General features: G+C 54.8%; 18 protein-coding genes. 8 read left to right on the top strand and 10 right to left on the bottom strand.

Annotated features, from left to right (window positions below; all coding sequences use genetic code 11):
* The first annotated feature begins 62 nt into the window (after positions 1–62).
* From AC2FHW_RS01615 to AC2FHW_RS01605, 3 genes are all read left to right on the top strand, one after another.
* On the top strand, positions 63–905 hold the full coding sequence (locus AC2FHW_RS01615; RefSeq protein WP_496821340.1) for a glycosyltransferase family 25 protein: 843 nt from the start codon (positions 63–65) through the stop codon (positions 903–905).
* Between the two features lie 94 nt (positions 906–999).
* A complete protein-coding gene (locus tag AC2FHW_RS01610) occupies positions 1000–1401 on the top strand; it encodes a group I truncated hemoglobin (RefSeq protein ID WP_345741800.1) in 402 nt (133 codons plus the stop codon).
* Positions 1398–2456, top strand: a complete 1059-nt coding sequence (locus AC2FHW_RS01605; RefSeq protein WP_496821339.1) for an adenylate/guanylate cyclase domain-containing protein — start codon at positions 1398–1400, stop codon at positions 2454–2456. Before AC2FHW_RS01610 ends, AC2FHW_RS01605 begins: the two co-directional genes overlap by 4 nt.
* A 5-nt stretch (positions 2457–2461) precedes the next feature.
* Here the strand turns inward: AC2FHW_RS01605 and AC2FHW_RS01600 are convergent, their stop codons facing one another.
* From AC2FHW_RS01600 to guaA, 8 genes are all read right to left on the bottom strand, one after another.
* Entirely contained in the window at positions 2462–3076 is a 615-nt protein-coding gene (locus AC2FHW_RS01600; protein ID WP_142634158.1) for a TetR/AcrR family transcriptional regulator, read from the bottom strand.
* Positions 3077–3180: 104 nt separating this feature from the next.
* A complete protein-coding gene (gene ppk2, locus AC2FHW_RS01595) occupies positions 3181–4050 on the bottom strand; it encodes a polyphosphate kinase 2 (RefSeq protein WP_281994702.1) in 870 nt (289 codons plus the stop codon).
* Between the two features lie 49 nt (positions 4051–4099).
* Positions 4100–4984 (bottom strand): alpha/beta fold hydrolase, encoded by an 885-nt coding sequence (locus AC2FHW_RS01590; RefSeq protein ID WP_496813027.1) that lies wholly within the window; start codon positions 4982–4984, stop codon positions 4100–4102.
* A gap of 58 nt (positions 4985–5042) precedes the next feature.
* The gene (gene metA / locus AC2FHW_RS01585) at positions 5043–5960 is read right to left on the bottom strand and encodes a homoserine O-acetyltransferase MetA (protein WP_142634151.1); all 918 of its coding nucleotides are present in this window, start codon (positions 5958–5960) and stop codon (positions 5043–5045) included.
* A 39-nt stretch (positions 5961–5999) separates the two neighbouring features.
* Complete coding sequence (locus tag AC2FHW_RS01580) at positions 6000–6872, bottom strand: ATPase (RefSeq protein ID WP_142634149.1); 873 nt, start codon at positions 6870–6872, stop codon at positions 6000–6002.
* Between the two features lie 232 nt (positions 6873–7104).
* A complete protein-coding gene (locus AC2FHW_RS01575; RefSeq protein WP_142634147.1) occupies positions 7105–8229 on the bottom strand; it encodes an OmpP1/FadL family transporter in 1125 nt (374 codons plus the stop codon).
* Positions 8230–8354: 125 nt separating this feature from the next.
* Positions 8355–9254 carry a DMT family transporter gene (locus tag AC2FHW_RS01570; RefSeq protein WP_142634145.1) on the bottom strand — a complete coding sequence of 300 codons (900 nt, stop codon included), beginning with the start codon at positions 9252–9254 and terminating at the stop codon, positions 8355–8357.
* Between the two features lie 96 nt (positions 9255–9350).
* Positions 9351–10910, bottom strand: a complete 1560-nt coding sequence (gene guaA, locus AC2FHW_RS01565; protein ID WP_271946816.1) for a glutamine-hydrolyzing GMP synthase — start codon at positions 10908–10910, stop codon at positions 9351–9353.
* 277 nt (positions 10911–11187) lie between these two features.
* On the opposite strand from guaA, the gene AC2FHW_RS01560 reads away from it, so the two are divergent.
* The gene (locus tag AC2FHW_RS01560) at positions 11188–12732 is read left to right on the top strand and encodes a trimethylamine methyltransferase family protein (RefSeq protein ID WP_142634141.1); all 1545 of its coding nucleotides are present in this window, start codon (positions 11188–11190) and stop codon (positions 12730–12732) included.
* Here the strand turns inward: AC2FHW_RS01560 and AC2FHW_RS01555 are convergent.
* The gene (locus tag AC2FHW_RS01555) at positions 12725–13036 is read right to left on the bottom strand and encodes a DUF6477 family protein (protein ID WP_425471942.1); all 312 of its coding nucleotides are present in this window, start codon (positions 13034–13036) and stop codon (positions 12725–12727) included. The two genes, AC2FHW_RS01560 and AC2FHW_RS01555, sit on opposite strands and share 8 nt — an antisense overlap.
* A 238-nt stretch (positions 13037–13274) precedes the next feature.
* Here AC2FHW_RS01555 and AC2FHW_RS01550 point away from each other — a divergent pair, with 238 nt between their 5' ends.
* Together AC2FHW_RS01550 and AC2FHW_RS01545 are read left to right on the top strand one after the other, a co-directional pair.
* Entirely contained in the window at positions 13275–14378 is a 1104-nt protein-coding gene (locus AC2FHW_RS01550; RefSeq protein WP_271946820.1) for a DUF6456 domain-containing protein, read from the top strand.
* Between the two features lie 52 nt (positions 14379–14430).
* Complete coding sequence (locus AC2FHW_RS01545; protein WP_142634135.1) at positions 14431–15351, top strand: hydrogen peroxide-inducible genes activator; 921 nt, start codon at positions 14431–14433, stop codon at positions 15349–15351.
* A gap of 46 nt (positions 15352–15397) precedes the next feature.
* Here the strand turns inward: AC2FHW_RS01545 and AC2FHW_RS01540 are convergent, their stop codons facing one another.
* Positions 15398–15946, bottom strand: a complete 549-nt coding sequence (locus AC2FHW_RS01540; RefSeq protein WP_142634133.1) for a peroxiredoxin — start codon at positions 15944–15946, stop codon at positions 15398–15400.
* A 265-nt stretch (positions 15947–16211) separates the two neighbouring features.
* On the opposite strand from AC2FHW_RS01540, the gene lipA reads away from it, so the two are divergent.
* Both lipA and AC2FHW_RS01530 read left to right on the top strand, forming a co-directional pair.
* Positions 16212–17162, top strand: coding sequence for a lipoyl synthase (lipA, locus tag AC2FHW_RS01535; protein ID WP_142634131.1), 951 nt, complete (start codon positions 16212–16214; stop codon positions 17160–17162).
* On the top strand, positions 17159–18301 hold the full coding sequence (locus tag AC2FHW_RS01530) for an amidohydrolase (RefSeq protein ID WP_142634129.1): 1143 nt from the start codon (positions 17159–17161) through the stop codon (positions 18299–18301). The genes lipA and AC2FHW_RS01530 overlap by 4 nt, the downstream gene beginning before the upstream one ends.
* Positions 18302–18305: the final 4 nt, after the last annotated feature.

The raw sequence follows: 18305 nt of genomic DNA, 5'->3' as shown, positions 1-18305 counted from the left end.
TGTGGGCTTGATTGTCCGATTGTGCGATGTGTATCTGGTGCAGACATTAAAAGGGAAGAGCCGTGGGCCATCATGAACTGCCACCGGGAACGGGTGTCTATTATATCAATCTGGATCGGGTACCCGAGCGGCGCAACTTTATGGAGGCGCAGTTCGCCCATACCGGGCTGATTGGGGCCGCGCGTTTCAGTGCGACCGACGCGCAACAAGAAGGCGCACTGGATGGTCACGGCTATGTTGCCGGTTCTGGCAGCCGCTGGGGTCTGAAACAAAGTGAAGTCGCTTGTTTCGAAAGCCATCGCGCCGTTTGGAAGCGTGCCGTTCAGCAAGACCTGAAGGCTGTTGCGATCTTTGAAGACGATGTCGAAATGTCGACCCAAGCTGGCGGTGTGATTGCCAGATTGCTCGAAGCAGGGTCAGGGTTCGACTTCCTAAAGCTGGACTATTCCCCCCGGTCGCTGCGGTTTGGGCCAGAACTACAGATTACCGGCGTACCGGTTCGCCCGATGCTGGAAATGGCACCCAGCGCGGCCGCATATATCCTGTCTCAAGTGGCCTGCCGTAAATTGCTGAAGTGGTCCGAGAAATACTCGGATCACCTGGATGATTTCGTATCTATCCCCCGCCCGGATTGGCAAATGTATCAGTGTTTTCCAGCAGTCGGCGTTCAAATGATCTGGTCGAAACAGCAAGATCAGGCTGAAGATTCCGTGAAAGTCAGTGAACGTTCACAAAACAGAAAGACCAATAGCGGTCTGGATAAGGGACCCCTGTGGTTTCGCATTCGTCGCGAATTGCAGGCCGCGAAACGCAAGTTGTATTGGCGCCAGAGAGGCGAAGCCCGATTGCTTGAAAGCGGGGGGTATGTCGGATTTATCCCCTGTGCCGAAGACCTGAGGGTTTAGTTTATATCATGGGCTGATCACGGCTTTCCAACCAAGCAAAAATAGTAATTCTCGATAAGCGTTAACAAAACTGTCAAATTGATATAATCTTCCAGTGTTGTTGGTGTTTTTCCGGTTTGGGGTTGGTGTGGGTCAGACAATCTATGAGCATTATGGCGGTTTCAAAACGATCAGCCGGATCGTTATGACCTTTTACGAAATGGCACTGGAGTCTGATCAGATCGGTGACCATTTCGAAGATATCGACATGCCAAGGCTGATTGATCACCAGACCAAGTTCGTATCGTCTCTGATCGGTGGCCCGACATCTTTTAGTGATGATCGAATTGAAGCGGTTCACAGAAATCTGAACATCTCGCACGCAGATTTCGACGAAATGGCAGATCTGTTTGGTGAAGCGCTGGCGTTACATGGAATGGAAGATCGGCACGTAAAGATTGCCTTGGGAGCGATCGAATCCAAACGTGCAATTATTGTTACGCGCGATGCGGCATGAGCATTCTTGCGATCAATGAACAACTGCTGCGCGCGATCGGTGTTGGTGTCGCAGTGGTTCGGGCTTCGGATCTTACATTCGTATTCTGCAACGGCCCTTTTCAGGAATGGTTTGGCCCTCCGGCTGATGGACAGACATTGTTGGATATTTTTCCTGACCTTGATGCGCGTGAACTTGAAGACGTAAAGCAATCTGGGCTCAGATACTCGGTCGAATTGCAGATCAAGCCGAAACGCAGGACACTGGTTTTCGCAACGGCAGTTTCTCTGGCAAACGGTCTTTCGGAACAGGTTCTGGTCATCGAGTTTCAGAACATCACCAAAATCCGCGAACTTGAAAGCATGATTGACAGCTACTCGACTATGGTCGAACGCAACACGCGCGAGTTGGAGCGTGAGAAGGAGCGGGTTGAAAGGCTGTTGCTGAACCTGATGCCGCGCGCTGTTTATGAAGAATTCAAGACATTCGGTGTGGTCACGCCGCAGCTTTACGATCAGGTGTCAGTTGTGATGCTGGACTTTGTGGGGTTCACGGATTTTGCCGCCAAGACGGACCCGACGGTTACCCTAAGCGAGTTGAATGACATCTTTACGGCCTTTGACCGGATCGTCGAACAGTTCGGATGTGAGCGGATCAAGACTATTGGCGATGCTTATCTTGCGGTGTCAGGCATGCCGGATGCTACGCCAGATCATGCGACTGCTGCTGCCCATTGTGCAGTCAGGTTCCTTCGCTATCTTGAGCGGAGAAATGAAAGCCATCCGCACAAGTGGCAGGCACGTGTGGGGCTGGGTATGGGGCCAGCGGTAGGATCTGTGGTTGGTATTCAGAAATATGTCTATGATGTTTTCGGGCCCGCCGTGAACATCGCTTCCCGGCTACAAGTCTTTGCAAACCCAATGAATATTGTTGCGCTTGAAGAAATGAAATACGCCCTGATTGACGAGTTTCAGGTCTCTGATATCGGGCGTGTGGACATCAAGGGTATGGGTGAGATGGATCTGATTAATGTCACATCCGGTCTCAGCATTCCGCAACGGAAACCGGTGTTCTGACGGCCTTATTCGTCCGGAGGCACCAGCCCTAGTCCCCTCAGATAAATACCGATCCCCGTTTCCAAAAGATCTTCGGGCGGGAAGGGTGCGGTGGCGCCGGTGTTACGGGCAAACAATTCGACTACACCGTGACTCAGCGCCCAGATATGTGCGCTGAACATTGAAGCCGGCGGACGTTTTTCCGGCGGAATATGTTGCGACAGATCGGCTGCAGCTTTTTCTAGAACATCTCTGGCCCGGTTTGCAGCCAGGGCAAGTTCTGGGGTGCGGTTGACGGAAATCCCACTTTCGAACATCGCGATATAGTGGCCAGGATTCTTGCGCGCAAAGGCCAGATAGGCGCGCCCGGTTGCTTCGAATGCAGCCAGCGCCGAAGGCTGGCCTTTGTCATAAGCGAATTGAATTAGATCGGCGAACATCTCGAACCCTTGACGCGCCGCCTCGGCGATCAGGTCCTCGCGCCCGTGATAGTGGCGATAAACAGCTGCAGGCGTGACGCCTGCCGCTTTTGCAGCCTCTGACAGGGTGAACCCGGTCGGACCCTTTTCCTCGATCAGGGACAGAGCTGCGTCGATCAGAGCCTGTTTCAGGTTGCCGTGGTGATACCCGCGTTTTGTCATCCCTGATTCAGACGCCTTTTTTGTTCAATTCTTGAGGAACTAAGACATAAACCGGTAGCACGTATTCGTCCAATCTTTGTGATGATATTGGCCGGCAAGAAAGATCAAGCATCCCAGATATCTGGCCCGCCACATATCTTGGTGTCGATATCGCCAATCGCATTTTTGTCCTTTTCATCATAGTCCAGCGCATGAAGCACGGTTCGGATTGCTGCCAGCCTTGCCCGTTTCTTGTCGTCGGAACGAACTATGGTCCAGGGGCAGGCTTCGCTGTGACTGCGTGTAAGGGTTTCGGAAATCGAAGCAGAGTATTCATCCCATTTGTCCAAACCAGCGATATCGATTGGGCTTAGCTTCCAGTGTTTCAATGGGTCCGTTTCGCGCGCAAGAAACCGGTTCAACTGCTCGGCCCGTCCGACGTTCAACCAGAACTTGAACAAGCGGATACCATCGTCACACAGGCCGGTCTCTAACGGCAGAACCTGTCGGAAGAAGCGTTCACGCTGTTCTGTGTTGCAGAACCCAAACACATTTTCCACCACGCCGCGGTTATACCAGCTGCGGTCAAAGAACACGATTTCTCCGGCTGCGGGCAGATGTGGGATATAGCGCTGAAAATACCATTGGCTGCGCTCTTGATCCGATGGCTTGCTGAGCGCAACATTCCGGGCCCCACGCGGGTTCAGGTTCTCACGGAACCGCTTGATTGTCCCGCCTTTTCCAGCGGCATCGCGGCCTTCGAAGATAACAGCGACACGCTGGCCGGTTTCCTTCACCCAAAGCTGCATTTTCACAAGCTCGATTTGCAGGGACTGCATTTGTTTCTCATACGCCTTACGCTTCATGCGTTCGTCATAGGGGTATGTAGGGTTCAGAATGTCATCCTTATCGGCCTCTTTGATCTCGTTCCGGACTTCTTCTGGTGCACGTTTTTTGTAATATTCCTCGATGGTGCCTTTGCCAGTTCGTGTCATGAGTCACCTCGCGATAAAATCCATATCTTACTATGGATTAGCCTCGGAATTAACGCAAACCCGCCCGCTGAGCAGCCCGGATGATTGCGGCCGCTACTTCGGGTGCGGCCACGATCTGTGGCATATGGCCAATTCCCGGCAATTCGATCAGTTCAGCGCCGGGGATTTGGTCGATCAGGGGTTCCGCATGCCATTCCAACCCGACCGTTGTGTCGGCGGTGCCATGCACAACCTCGGTCGGGACCGAAATATCCTTATAGCGCGGCTGCAGCGCACGAACTTCGTCCAACAGATTGGCGCGTTGCATTGCGTTGGCATGCATCGAAGCCGGGCGCATGGTCAGCCCGGGGCCGAAATGTTCGGCATAACCTTCGGGCGCTTTTTGGGGAGCAAAGACACTATCCATCGCCTGTTCGACATACCAATCGGGGACAAAGGCGTTGATCAACGGCAGCACAAGCGCGTTTCCGGGCTTGGTCGCGGCAATTCGGTTGAAACCATCCAGCGGCGTTTCCCAAGGGATCGCGGCGGGGGCAATCAACACCAGCGCCGAGATGTGTTCGGGCTGTGTAACCGCCCAGGCCAGCGACACCGACCCGCCATAGCTTTGCCCTGCAACAATGGGTTTGTCCGCGCCCAGCTTGACAGCTGCACGGCGTAGGGTTTCGGCTTGTTCTTCAAGGGTTTCGCCGTCCGGATTGAAGCTGTCGGAATACCCCAGTCCGGGCCGGTCAAAAACAATGACACGGAAATCTTCTGCCAGAATTGGTGCGAGGGCAAAAGTCATGTCCCGAGTGTTTCCGCTGGACCCGTGGATCAGCACGACATCGGGCCCGTGCCCCATGACTACGGCATGAACGCTGACTCCATCGACGTCGATCAGCTGACCCTCGGGTGGGAAACTGGCCTCGGCTACAGCTTCGTTCCGTGACACGCGCCAAGTTGTTACGGTGGCCAGGCCTGCAATCAACAGGGCAAGAGCTATGATGGTTTTAAGAACCAATTTGATCCATATCGAACGGTGTTGTCTGATAGATTTCGTTAATCCAGTTGCCATAGAGCAGGTGCGCATGGCTGCGCCATCTGTTCTGAGGCCGGCACGAGGGGTCGTCGTCTGGATAGTAGTTCATCGGCACGTTTATCGGTGTGCCGTTGTCGATATCGCGATCATATTCCTGCTTGAGCGTATCACTGTCATATTCAAAGTGGTTGAAGATATAGATCGCACGATGGTCCTTATCTTCGACTAAGCAGGGGCCTGCCTCATCACTTCCCAACAGGGTGGTCAGGCCGGTAGCGTTGTCGATTTCGGCCTGCTTCATCTCGGTCCACCGGCTGACCGGGATGACGCAATCATCGGAAAACCCGCGCAGAAACGGTGAGGAGGGGGCCAGATTGCGGTGCCGGAAACATCCGAAAGCCTTGGCGTCCAACATATGTTTACGCACCCCATGGAAATGGTTGATCATCGCCATTCCGCCCCAGCACACGCCAAAGGTCGAATGGACATTTGTCTGGGTCCAGTCAAATACTTCGCTGATCTCTTCCCAATAGGTGACATCCTCGAATTCAAGATGTTCGATCGGGGCGCCGGTGATGATCAGGCCGTCAAATTTTTGGTCCCTTACCTCCTGAAACGGGCGGTAGAACTCGGCCATATGCTCGGCTGCGGTGTTTTTGGTCCGATGTTCGGTCATACGGATCAGCGATAGGTCGATCTGCAGTGGGGTTGCACCGATGAGGCGAGCGAACTGGTTTTCGGTCTGAATCTTCTTGGGCATCAGATTCAGCAACCCGATCCGAAGGGGGCGAATATCCTGACGCATTGCCTGATCCTCGGACATGACCATGACGCCCTCATTGGTGAGAACGTCATATGCAGGCAGGTCAGAGGGAATCTTGATCGGCATCGGATGCAAGCCTTTGGTTTGAGAGTGTAAGTGCCGTAGTTAATCGCGCTTTGGCCGGGTCTCAAGTGCACGTTCGATCAACTCATCGAAATCACCGTCGTCGCGAATACTGTGCATGTCGCTGGCAGCGATCGTCAGACCCCAGTTGTCGGCCATTGCCCTGTATCTCGGTTGCCGGTGCGCAAGAGCTTTGGCATAGGTCCAGCGAATGAATGCGTTGGGATCGACCTGTTCGGCGGAACAGCCTTGTTGGGTCAGATATTCGTCCCAGACACGTGTCAGGAATTCGGGCTGATAAGACATGGGCTTGGGCGCACGGTCAAAGCGCCTGATCAGCTCGGACGTGTGGTCGTCATCACCTTTGATCCAAATCATCAGCGTGTGGCGCGACAGCTCAGTCAGGACCTGATCGCGCGGATCGTCGGGATCAACCCATTCGCAGATCGAACCGCCAGTATCGCAAATGAAATGCGGGTATTGGTACAATCTCTGCGCCCGATCCACGAAATACTCGGTATCCAGCAGAGCGTGAATTTCTGCCAAACGGAATTGTTCCTGACGGCGTTTATATTCGGTCAGCTCCATGCCGCCCTGTGCCGGGTTGCCCGGTTTTCCCAGATAGGCGGCGACAGGGGTCAAGTTCTCGAACGAGATATTTGATCCGATGTAAATGGAATCAGACAACAGCAGGTCACGCAGGAAAGGGACCTTCATGGCCTCGGCTTTGGCGTTGTCGATGATATACTCGCCCATGTATCGCGTGCCGATCCGGTAATCGACCGAATAGTGGAACCAGTCCCCGGAATCGCGCAGAACGTTGGACACATAGGTCTTTCCCAGGCCTGACATGCCAAAAAACAGCACCTTTTTGCGCGCGGCTTCCCGCCAGTCTTTTGCCGAGTTGTAGATCATTGTCCACTATCCCTTTTCCGACCTTGCTAAAACGGGTGGGAGGCGGCGTCAATCGCGCGTGCGCGGTTGTTTAGAACCAACAGTCTTGGGCACAGGTTTCGTTATGCCAGAATGGGAGTAGATATCTGTTCCTTGCCACGCAGGACCGCATCATCTCAATTCGTGATCATGCGGATCTATGCAAAAAAGGCTCCGCCGGAGGGCGGAGCCTTGTGAACAGTTTTGCCGCTGATCAGTTCAGAGAGTAGGTCAACTGAAGGCCGACGCTCCAGGCAGAGTTGCCGCTGAATTCACCACCCGTGGTGGTTGTCGCATCGCCAATGTCCGTATAACGGACACCGCCCGAGATCTGAGCATTTTCCACGGTGTAAGTACCGCCTACGCCAATGCTCCAGAAACCGTCAGTCGGCCCCAAGTTTGATACTTCGGTACCATTCGACTTTTCGTAAGATGTGGATATCGCGCCAGAAAAAGCCTCTGAGAACTGATATCCCATTCCAAGAGTATAGGTGAATGTGTCGTCGTCAAAGTCGACGAGGTTGTCCCCAACGATCCCGACATAGGCGGCAGGTGCCACTACTGTCTGAGGCCAGTCAACCCAGCGGATCGATCCGAACACCAGCGTTTTTGGGGCAACCCCGGTCTGGAAATCCAGGTTGATGGATTGCGGTGTCTCGACCCTGGTCGTGTCATCGATTGTTTGCAACCCGGCGGGGACGGGCGGCACTACGTTGAACGACTCGGTCGACGACAGATCGTGAGTGATCTTGGAGTTGTAGACCAGCGAAACCCGAGCTGCGATTTCAGGTTTTTCCCAGGCAACCCCGACGAGATAACCAAAGTCAGTATCGGCATCCGCGTCAAATTCGTATCCGGCTGCTGCCGGTACAACGACTTTTGCGCTAGCACGTTGCGCGCGAATACCGCCAATGGCGCTGAAGCCACCGTCAAGCTTGTAGCGCAGCAATGCGGTGAGGGAGTCGACATCAGCGCTGGCTCTCAGAATCCCGCTGCGTCCTCCAAACGCTGCAGTTGGATTCTGCGACAGGGGATAGTCGGCGGAATACCCAATATCCGCACCGAATGGTTCGTCATAGATCAGCGCAAAGTCCAGTTTGTCAGTAAATGAACGTTTGTAAGCCAGGCCCGGTGAGAAGAAAGCATTCGACACATCACCTGATTCTACGCCATTTTGTTCACCGCTTACGTCGGGTGAAGCATATCCAAGACGAAGTTGGACCACGGATCCCTCTTCGAAAATGATATTGATTCCCTGTCCACTACGGTCCAGACCACCGGCTTGAATGCTTGTTGCGCCCACGCACAAAGCACACGCCTGTAGAAGCGTCTTCTTCATCCATTCCTCCCAATTATGTCGCTAAGTTGCGCGAATTTGTGGTGTCTGCGCACAACCGAGTTATTCTTACAGGTGGATTTCACTCTCTCTACAATAGGTGGTCAACGGGTGACTGAACGTTACCCTTAGTGAGTGTTGCGAGAATCTGTTGCTAAACTGTTACGGTTTTCCGACTGAACGTTAAGGAAGATACCCACAAAAATGACAGCAGCCCCCACGAGCGTCCACTGATCGAGAGCCTCATGATAGAAAAGCATACCGACAATCGCGATTGTAGGAAGGCGCGCAAAATCGAATGGGATCACAACCGTAGCCGGTGCGATTGAGAGTGCATTCGTAATGCAGAAATGCGCTAATAGGCCTGCAAGCCCTACAAGCAAAAGCCAAGGCGCGGTTGCCATCGTTGGTAACGCAAGTTCTCCGTCGATCGCAGAGGCTGCCAGCCCAAGACCAGCCTGTATAACGGTAAGCCAGAACATGATGCACCCGATGCTTGCAGAACGCGTGAGTTTTTTTGTGGAAATTGTAGTCAAAGCGAAGAACACCGCCGACATTGCGGCGGCGACAATTCCTGCGCTTAACGGAACAGCCCCCGGTCGTGCGACTATAAGGATACCAGCAAAACCGATAAGTGCTGAAAGGACCCGCACGACTGTCAACCGTTCGGCCAGCAGCATTGGGGACAGCAGGATCACCCAGATCGGTTGAGTAAACTCAAGTGCAAAGACCTGTGCCAGTGGTGCCACGGAAACAGCGTAGAACCAGAGATTCTGACCGGTGAAATGCAGGGTATTTCGTACCCCGTGGAGGCCAATCCGTTCGGTCGATACCTGATGCCACTTTCCCGTAACCGTCAGGACAAGGCTGACCACGCACATGCCGACTAGGCTGCGATAAAACATGATCTCAAAGGTGTCATGGGTGACGCTCAGCTCACGTCCGGCCACGGCCATAGACGTAAAGGATGCGATCGCCCCGATCATCCACAGCGCGGCTTTGCCGATTTGGGGTTTGCTGCTTTCCATTGAGTTGCCCGCGCACTAGGAGTTCTACGATGTTGATTGGTAACTAAATATTTGTGTCGCAGAAACAAAAAAGCCGGGCGCTGGCCCGGCTTGTTTTCATTCCCACTCGATTGTGCCCGGAGGCTTCGATGTGATGTCATAGGTGCATCGGTTGATGCCTTTGACCTCATTGATGATCCGGGTGGCGGTTTCGCCCAAGAATTCATGACTGAACGGGTAATAGTCGGCGGTCATCCCGTCGACTGAGGTAACTGCCCGCAGGGCGCAGGCATAGTCGTACGTGCGGCCATCGCCCATGACGCCGACGGTTCGAACCGGCAGGATCGCCACGAAGGCCTGCCAGATATCATCATAAAGCCCATGTTTGCGAATCTGGTCGATATAGATCGCATCGGCTTCGCGCAGGATATCTAGTTTTTCGCGGGTGATTTCACCGGGGCAACGGATTGCCAGACCAGGGCCGGGGAAGGGGTGGCGGCCGATAAAGCTTTGGGGCAGACCCAGCTCGCGCCCCAATGCGCGGACCTCGTCCTTGAACAGTTCGCGCAGCGGTTCGACCAGTTTCAGACCCATTTTCTCTGGCAGACCACCAACATTGTGGTGACTTTTGATCGTGACCGAAGGCCCGCCCGAGAACGAAACGGATTCGATCACATCAGGGTAGAGGGTACCTTGGGCCAGGAATTCGGCCCCGTCGATCGTGTCGGCATGTTTCTGGAACACGTCGATGAACAGCTTGCCAATTATCTTGCGCTTGGTTTCCGGGTCGCTTTGCCCCTCAAGCTCACCTAGGAACAGATCGCTTTCATCCGCGTGGATCAGCCGAATATTATAGTTGTCGCGGAACATGCCGACGACTTCGTCAGCCTCGTTCTTGCGCAACAGGCCGTGATCAACGAACACACAGGTCAGTTGGTCGCCAATCGCCTCGTGGATCAGGATCGCCGCGACCGAACTATCGACACCTCCGGACAGACCGCAAATCACTTGTTTATCGCCCACTTGTTCGCGGATCGTCGCGATCATCTGCTCGCGATAGGCACCCATAGTCCAATCGCCGCTGAATCCGGCGAGCTTTACAAAATTCTCATAAAGCTTGGCGCCCTTTGGTGTGTGGTGCACCTCGGGATGGAACTGAACTGCATAAAAATGGCGGGACGTGTCTGCGGTGATCGCAAACGGTGCGTTGGGCGAGGTGCCATAAACCTGAAACCCCGGCGCGATTTCACTGACATGGTCGCCGTGACTCATCCAGACCTGTTCATCGCCGTCGGTGAACCAACCATCGAGAATATCCAGTTGGCCTTTGGGGGTCACAAAGGCGCGGCCGAACTCTGCGGTGCCATGGCCGCTTTCAACCTTGCCGCCCAACTGGTGCATCATCACTTGCTGCCCATAGCAGATACCAAGGATGGGAACGCCAACGTCAAAGATTTCCTGCGGGACCCGCGGAGACCCTTCTCGTGTCACGCTATCGGGACCGCCCGAGAAAATAACGGCCTTTGGGGCCATTTTCCGAACAAAGTCCGTCGTAACATTCTGATAAGGATGGATTTCACAATAAACATTCAGCTCACGCAGGCGGCGCGCAATCAGTTGCGTTACCTGGCTGCCGAAGTCGATGATCAGAAGGCGGTCATGGGTGTCTTGGGTCATGGGTCTGCTACTAGGTTGCGAAGATGATAAGCGCAAGGGATTTCAAGTGGTATAGACACGCCAGTTGGTCGCGGTTAGGGCCCGCTTGTCTGGTGGACTGTCCCGAAGCGAATGACGAAGACCCGCGCGAGTTTAAAAACATGTGCTGGGTCATTTTGTGGCGGTTGTCCCCGACATTTTGTCGCTTTTTCCCCTATAGCGCCGTTATCCACGACTGCCATTGCGGCGGGTTCCTGTAACACACATGTAAATTCAACAACTGATACGGGATTTTCTCATGACAGAGGCAAACACCCGGCGCAGGGCGAGAGGTGGCGGTGGCGCTGCCCGCCGGGCCGAACGTACAGCGGTTCGTATCGAGACCGCAAAGTACATCGAACGCAATATTCCGAATTTCGAGGTTCTCAACGAAGAAGCGTTGCAGATCATCGAAACAAATGCGGAAACGCTTCTGGCCGAAGTCGGCGTCAATTTTGTCGACAATCCTGCGGCGCTGGAACGTTGGAAAGACGCGGGCGCCGATGTGGATGGCGAACGGGTGCGCATCCCACGCGGCCTTGCGCGCGAGTTGATCAAAACAGCGCCAAGCGAGTTCACGCAGCACGCAAGAAACCCGGAAAAGTCCGTGGTCATCGGCGGTCGCAATCTGGTTCTGGCGCCGGTCTATGGCCCTCCGTTCGTGCGTGATGCGCAAGGTGGCCGTCGCTATGCGACCATGGACGATTTCAACAAGTTCGTGAAACTGGCTTACATGTCAAAGTGGCTACACCACTCGGGCGGTACTGTGTGCGAACCCACAGACGTTCCGGTGAACAAGCGTCACCTGGACATGCTGATGGCGCATATGACCTTATCGGACAAGCCATTCATGGGCTCGGTCACCGATCCCAGCCGCGCTCAGGATTCGGTGGAAATGTGTGAGATCCTGTTCGGCAAAGAGTTTGTTCAGGAAAACACCGTCATGACTTCGCTGACCAACATCAACTCGCCGATGACCTTCGACGATGTGATGATGGGGTCGCTGGAAGTCTACGCCAGGAATAATCAGGCCTGCATCATCTCGCCGTTCATCGTCGGTGGTGCGATGGCGCCGGTTTCGATAGCGGGGACATTGACACAGGTTCTGGCCGAAGTTTTGGCCGGTGTCGCGTACAGTCAGATCATCCGCCCGGGAGCGCCTGCTATCTTTGGTGCTTTCGTTTCGTCGATCGACATGAACTCAGGCGCGCCAACCTTTGGCACACCCGAGGCGTCAATGGTTACCTATGGCGCGGGACAGCTGGCGCGGCGTCTGGGTCTGCCGTTCCGCTCAGCCGGGTCGTTCTGTGGCTCGAAACTGCCCGATGCGCAGGCCGCTTATGAGACCGCGAACTCGCTGAACATGGGGCTGATGGCGGGTGTGAACTTCATGCTGCATTCCTGCGGCTGGCTTGAAGGCGGCCTGGTTGCGGACTTTGAAAAGTTCGTCATGGACGCAGATCAACTTGGCGTTCTGCACGGTCTGGCCAAGGGTGTGGCCTATGACGAAAACGCCCAGGCCATGGACGCAATCCGCGAGGTCGGCCCGGGTGGCCACTATCTGGGTTGTGCTCATACGCAGGCAAACTTCAAAGAGGCGTTCTGGAAGTCCGACCTGCTGGACTACAAACCTTACGAAACCTGGGAAGACGAGGGCGCGCGCGATACGCGACAGTTGGCCTCGTCTCGGGTCGAGCATTTGATTGCCAACTACAAGCAACCGGAACTCGACCCGGGAATTCACAGCGCTTTGACCGAATATGTTGAAAAGAAAAAGGCCTCTATGCCGGACGCTTTCAGCTGATAACTGAAAACTGTGAGGCGCGGCTGGCTTTGTACAGCTGCGCCTCACCCAATAGCGCGATCAGAAGGTCCAAATGACGGACCAGCGAATAGCCTGCATCTTCTGCCAGTCTCTGCGCGTTAACCTCTCGTTCAATATCCATCAAACGCATCAGCGCCGCACCCGACCCAGGTAGCGATCCGTACCCAAGTATGCGTTGCAGGTGGCGGTCCCGATCATAGTCCTGTGCGCCGTGTTTGGCTGCCCGCGCCAATAGGCGGGGGCGGCGGAGGGCGGAAATCATGGTCATCAGGTCCTGCATCATTGGGCTCCACTTGTCGGATTAATGTTGCTCAATTTGTTACACAACCTAAGCGGGTGTTGCCTTAATCGGGTTCTCCCCGAACTCTCGCTTCATGAGTGTTTATGAATTTGAATGAAATCTGGTCATCACCTCCGGCAGTTAACGAACGAGTAACGAAAGCGACTCTAGTTAGAATTGGTTAACAAAGTCACCGGGGGCGATAGAGAACAGATTGTTTCGTCGATGAGGGCACAGAACTATGGAAAACAACATGGCTTTCACCATTCCGGCTTGGGTACCTGAGGGGGCACAACGATACCTGGCCCACACAGAAACCGGCCAGTCGATCCGCGATATTGCGCGATCTGCGGGGTGCCATGCTTCGACCATTCTTAGACAAATCCGCCGAATTGAGATGCGTCGTGACGATCCATTGGTGGATGCGGCTTTGCAGTCGTTGGCCGAAGAACATTTTTCGGTCAATGATGCTTCTGATCGCACGGTTTCAGCGTTCAGTCATAATTCACACGTCGAAAAAGAAGAATTCAACCACGAGGCCCTAAGGGTACTGCGCAGACTGTGTGAGACCGGTTCGGTCCTGGCTGTCGCTGAAGAAATGAACAAAGCAGTGGTGGTGCGCGATACCGGCGAAGCCGCTGCGACCAGAACTGCAGTGGTTGATTGCAGGATCGCACAGGCATTGGCGTTGAAGGATTGGATTTCCTGCGACAACCCAGGCCGGATATCGCGCTACCGGATTACCAGCGCGGGCCGCACGGCACTGAGCCAGTTAATGGCCGATTTCGAGAACCAGGCAAGGTCTCGCAACGAACATGGAATGGCAGAAGCGCCTTCTTCGTTTCATGGGGCGCCCTCTCACGCGACGACAAACCGCGCCCATCCAGAACGTCCCAGAAGAATGCGCTATAGCGCCGCAGAAAGCCCGCTGATCGCCCTGGCAAGGCGTCGGGATCGGGATGGAAAGCCGTTTTTAGATGAAGCACTTGTCGGGGCAGGAGAGCGCCTGCGCGAGGATTTTGAACTGGCTCAGATCGGACCTCAGGTTGCACAGAACTGGGACCATTTCCTGACTGCCGGTGGGCGCGGAAGTTTTGGAAGCGGCGACACTGGCAACCGGGGTTCTTCAGAAGCGCGCGACCGCGTAGAGCGTGCATTGTCTGACCTTGGACCGGGGCTGAGCGACGTGGCTTTGCGCTGCTGTTGCTATCTGGAAGGGTTGGAATTGGCGGAAAAGCGAATGGGGTGGTCAGCGCGGTCCGGCAAAATCGTTTTGCGTATCGCATTACAGCGCCTGAAACGTCATTACCAGGATCAGGAAGAGCGCAGCCGTATGATCGGATAACGCTTTGATCGGTTTTGGTTGCGGTTTCAGGGTGGAGTGATAGCTAGGGGTTATGAACTTTACCCTTCGACAGCTCCTATACTTTAACGCTGTTGCGCAACAGCGCAACTTTGGGCGGGCGGCACAGATGTGTAACGTTTCGCAACCGGCATTATCGGTTCAGATCAAGGCGTTAGAAGAAACCCTCGGTGGTGCCCTGTTCGAGCGTAAGGCCCGTGACATATTGCTTACCCCTTTGGGGCGGGATGTGCTCGAATATGCGCGTCAGATACTTGGTGCCTCGGACAGGCTCGACCAATTTGCCAAGGATCACTCAAGCGGGCATCGGTCTTTGTCGATCGGAATAATCCCGACGATTGCGCCCTATGTTCTGCCAGGTGTTCTGGCGGGGTTAAGGGCGGCCGATGTTTCTTTGAGAGTGCAGATACGCGAAGCGCGGACAGAGCGCCTGTTGACGATGCTGCGCGCTGGTGAGATCGACGCAGGTGTGGTCGCGCTGCCCTCCGGGGGAAGCGAATTGTTCGAATTTCCCTTGTTCGAGGATCGGTTCTTATTGGCCGGAAGTTCGGCACGGTTGCGCAATTTTTCCAGCGATACAGAGCGTTTGCGCCCTTTGGACCTTCAAAATGCACAGCTTATGCTACTGGATGATGGGCACTGCCTGACGGATCAGGCCCTGGAGGTTTGTGGTCAGGACCGCAGCAGCGGTCTGATTAACATGGGTGCCTCGTCTTTGGCGACATTATCCCGTTTGGTTGCCGAAGGGTTTGGATTGACGCTCATGCCAGAGCTTGCCGCCCGTTCCGAATCCGACGCGGTACCGGGTCTTGAGCTGATGCGATTTGCCTCGCCGCAGCCGGCAAGGACAGTGGGGCTAGTTCGTCGATCTTCTACCTCGCAGGAAGATTGGTTCGAAAGCCTGGCGGATACCATTCGCACCGTCGGCGAGAGCATTGTCACGCAAACGCGCTAGTCACAAAAAAGCCCGCCTGAAGCGGACTTTTCTGTTGAGGACGAACTCAGGCCAGTTCCGGCTCTTTGACTTCGTTTAGATGTTTCATCAGGTTTTCCGGTGACGAAAAGCCATAGGGGTCCTCGGGGCAGTTATCCATCAGTCCGGGCTCTTCAAACCAGGCTTCTACGATGCCGTCATTGATGATGGCCGCATAGCGCCAGGACCGCATGCCAAAGCCTAGATTATCTTTGTCGACCAACATGCCCATTTTACGTGTGAATTCGCCTGAGCCATCAGGGATGACCTTGACGTTTTTCAGGCCTTGATCCTGTGCCCATTTGTTCATGACAAAGCTGTCATTCACGGACATGCAATAGATCTCGTCCACACCTGCGGCTTTGAAATCTGCGTGGCCGTTTTCAAATCCGGGCAACTGATAGGTCGAACATGTCGGGGTGAATGCGCCAGGCAGTGAGAACAGAATCACGCGCTTTCCTGCGAAATAGTCCGCCGTGGTCTTGTCTTCCCAACGGAAGGGGTTTGGTCCTTCGACAGAAGCGTCTCGGACGCGGGTGTGAAAGGTCACTTCGGGCAGTTTGGTGCCAGACTTCATGATCGAACTCCTGTGAATCACGTACGGTTTTCGTGGACTTAAAAGGATTCCAAATCCGCTTCAATGGCGGATGCTCCAGGTGCGTCAGAATTTACCTGACAACGCGTAAGTTGCAGTTAATAATAGGAAATTATTTAGAATTTTGGCCCTGAGACGTCAAAGTCTTTCACCCTGATGCATAGCGGCTATGCATGGGTGGTGTAATAGCAGAGGTCAGTTTATGTTATGGGTAAACCGAATTGACCCAAAGTCAGAAAGACAGGCCGTGCGCGATCTGAACATTCCCGAACAAAGACACCCAGAAAAGGCTCATCGGCCCGACAATTCGCAGCCGAAAAAGCCCAGTTGGATTCGCGTCAAAGCGCCCGGTGGTCAGGGTTATGCCGACACGCGCAAGATCATGCGTGACAACAATCTGGTTACGGTCTGTGAAGAAGCCGGATGCCCCAATGTCGGTGAATGTTGGAGCCAGGGCCACGCGACCATGATGATCATGGGCGAGATTTGTACCCGCGGCTGTACCTTTTGCAACATCGCCACCGGTCGCCCGGATTCGCTGGATGCGTTTGAGCCGGGTCGCGTTGCCCATGCGGTTGAAAAGCTGGGGTTGAACCATGTGGTCATCACATCTGTCGACCGCGATGACCTTGCAGATGGCGGGGCAGAGCATTTTGCGCAGACCATTCGCGCCGTGCGTCACCGGTCTCCGGGTACGACGATCGAAATTCTGACGCCCGACTTTCTGAAATGCGATCCGTCCGTTCTAGAAGTTGTCGTTGAGGCAAAGCCAGACGTCTTTAACCATAATCTTGAAACGGTGCCTGGCCTCTATCCCGAAGTGCGACCGGGCGCGCGGTATTTCCACTCTTTGCGTCTATTGCAGCGCGTGAAAGAGCTGGACCCGTCGGTCTTTACCAAATCCGGGATCATGGTTGGTTTGGGTGAGGATGGTCAGCAGGTCCGGCAGGTCATGGATGATATGCGCGCCGCTGAAATTGATTTCCTGACCATCGGTCAGTATCTGCAGCCCACGCCCAAACACCACGGAGTCGATCGGTTCGTAACGCCGGAAGAATTCGCATCCTATGAAAAGGCAGCTTATGGCAAAGGGTTCCTGATGGTATCGGCCACACCTTTGACCCGGTCGTCTTATCACGCCGGAGACGATTTTGCCCGGCTGCGTGAGGCACGCCGGAAAAAGCTGGAACAGGGGTGACACCCGAAGCGCATGCGCGGCTGACACGCCTGCGCCACGACCTGCATCAATATCCCGAACTATCCGGGCACGAGCGTGAGACCGCTGCCCGCATAACAGATCTTTTGCGGGGGTTCGGTGCGGACCATGTGCTTACCGGACTGGGAGGGCATGGCGTTGCCGCGGTTTTTGACAGTGGGCAGGCTGGGCCAACCGTTGGTATCCGGTGCGAATTGGATGGGCTGCCGATTCAAGAACTTGGTACGCACCTATATGTGTCGAAGGTTCCGGGCAAAGGGCATCTGTGTGGCCATGATGGGCACATGGCGATGGTGCTTGGCGTTGCGGAAGACCTGGCGCGTCACCGACCCCAAAAGGGTCGGGTGGTTTTGATCTTTCAACCGGCTGAAGAAACCGGGCAGGGCGCCATCGCCTTTCGCGCGGACCCTCAATTCGCGAAGATCGCGCCGGACTACGTGTTCTCTCTGCACAACCTGCCGAGGTTGGAACTTGGCGCTGTTGAGTTGTGTCAGAGTTCGGCTAACTGCGCCTCGCGCGGGATGAAAATCATCCTGACCGGCAAGACGTCCCATGCGGCTGCGCCTCAGGATGGGATTTCCCCGGCTGAGGCGATGTCCGAACTGGTTTCGAAGCTGGCGAGTTTAGGCGCAGGCGGCGCGTTGGATGCCGATTTTGCGCTGACAACTGTGACGCATGCCCGTTTGGGAGAGCCGACTTTCGGCGTCGCTCCGGGAAAGGCCGAGATCTGGGTGACCTTGCGCACCGTTTCAGATGCCCGGATGCAGAAGCTGATGACCGAGGCCGAGGCACTGGCGCGCCGCGCCGCATCCGCCGACAGTCTGGAGGTTGAGATCACCTATGACGATGTCTTCGAGGCCTGCGTCAATCACAGCGACGCGGTGAGCATCATCGCAACGGCCTGCGCCGAGCGTGGAGTACCGTGCCATTCAACAAAGGCGCCGCAAAAGTTCTCAGAAGATTTCGGGCAATTTGGGAAAGGCGCGAAAACGGCCATGTTCTGGCTGGGGTCGGGGCAGGATCATCCGCAATTGCATAACCCTGACTATGATTTCCCAGACGCACTTATCCCGGTAGGAGTAGACGTATTTGTTGCCGCAATTCGATCACTTAATGGCTGAAACT

The organism is Ruegeria sp. YTSA108 (assembly GCF_059610185.1).
This window is presented reverse-complemented; position numbering and strand designations above follow the sequence as displayed.

Coding starts and splice junctions, on each gene's coding strand:
- AC2FHW_RS01605 (WP_496821339.1), top strand. CDS start 1,398: ATGAGCATTCTTGCGATCAATGAACAACTGCTGCGCGCGATCGGTGTT.
- AC2FHW_RS01600 (WP_142634158.1), bottom strand. CDS start 3,076: ATGACAAAACGCGGGTATCACCACGGCAACCTGAAACAGGCTCTGATC.
- ppk2 (WP_281994702.1), bottom strand. CDS start 4,050: ATGACACGAACTGGCAAAGGCACCATCGAGGAATATTACAAAAAACGT.
- metA (WP_142634151.1), bottom strand. CDS start 5,960: ATGCCGATCAAGATTCCCTCTGACCTGCCTGCATATGACGTTCTCACC.
- AC2FHW_RS01580 (WP_142634149.1), bottom strand. CDS start 6,872: ATGATCTACAACTCGGCAAAAGACTGGCGGGAAGCCGCGCGCAAAAAG.
- AC2FHW_RS01575 (WP_142634147.1), bottom strand. CDS start 8,229: ATGAAGAAGACGCTTCTACAGGCGTGTGCTTTGTGCGTGGGCGCAACA.
- AC2FHW_RS01570 (WP_142634145.1), bottom strand. CDS start 9,254: ATGGAAAGCAGCAAACCCCAAATCGGCAAAGCCGCGCTGTGGATGATC.
- guaA (WP_271946816.1), bottom strand. CDS start 10,910: ATGACCCAAGACACCCATGACCGCCTTCTGATCATCGACTTCGGCAGC.
- AC2FHW_RS01560 (WP_142634141.1), top strand. CDS start 11,188: ATGACAGAGGCAAACACCCGGCGCAGGGCGAGAGGTGGCGGTGGCGCT.
- AC2FHW_RS01555 (WP_425471942.1), bottom strand. CDS start 13,036: ATGATGCAGGACCTGATGACCATGATTTCCGCCCTCCGCCGCCCCCGC.
- AC2FHW_RS01550 (WP_271946820.1), top strand. CDS start 13,275: ATGGAAAACAACATGGCTTTCACCATTCCGGCTTGGGTACCTGAGGGG.
- AC2FHW_RS01545 (WP_142634135.1), top strand. CDS start 14,431: ATGAACTTTACCCTTCGACAGCTCCTATACTTTAACGCTGTTGCGCAA.
- AC2FHW_RS01540 (WP_142634133.1), bottom strand. CDS start 15,946: ATGAAGTCTGGCACCAAACTGCCCGAAGTGACCTTTCACACCCGCGTC.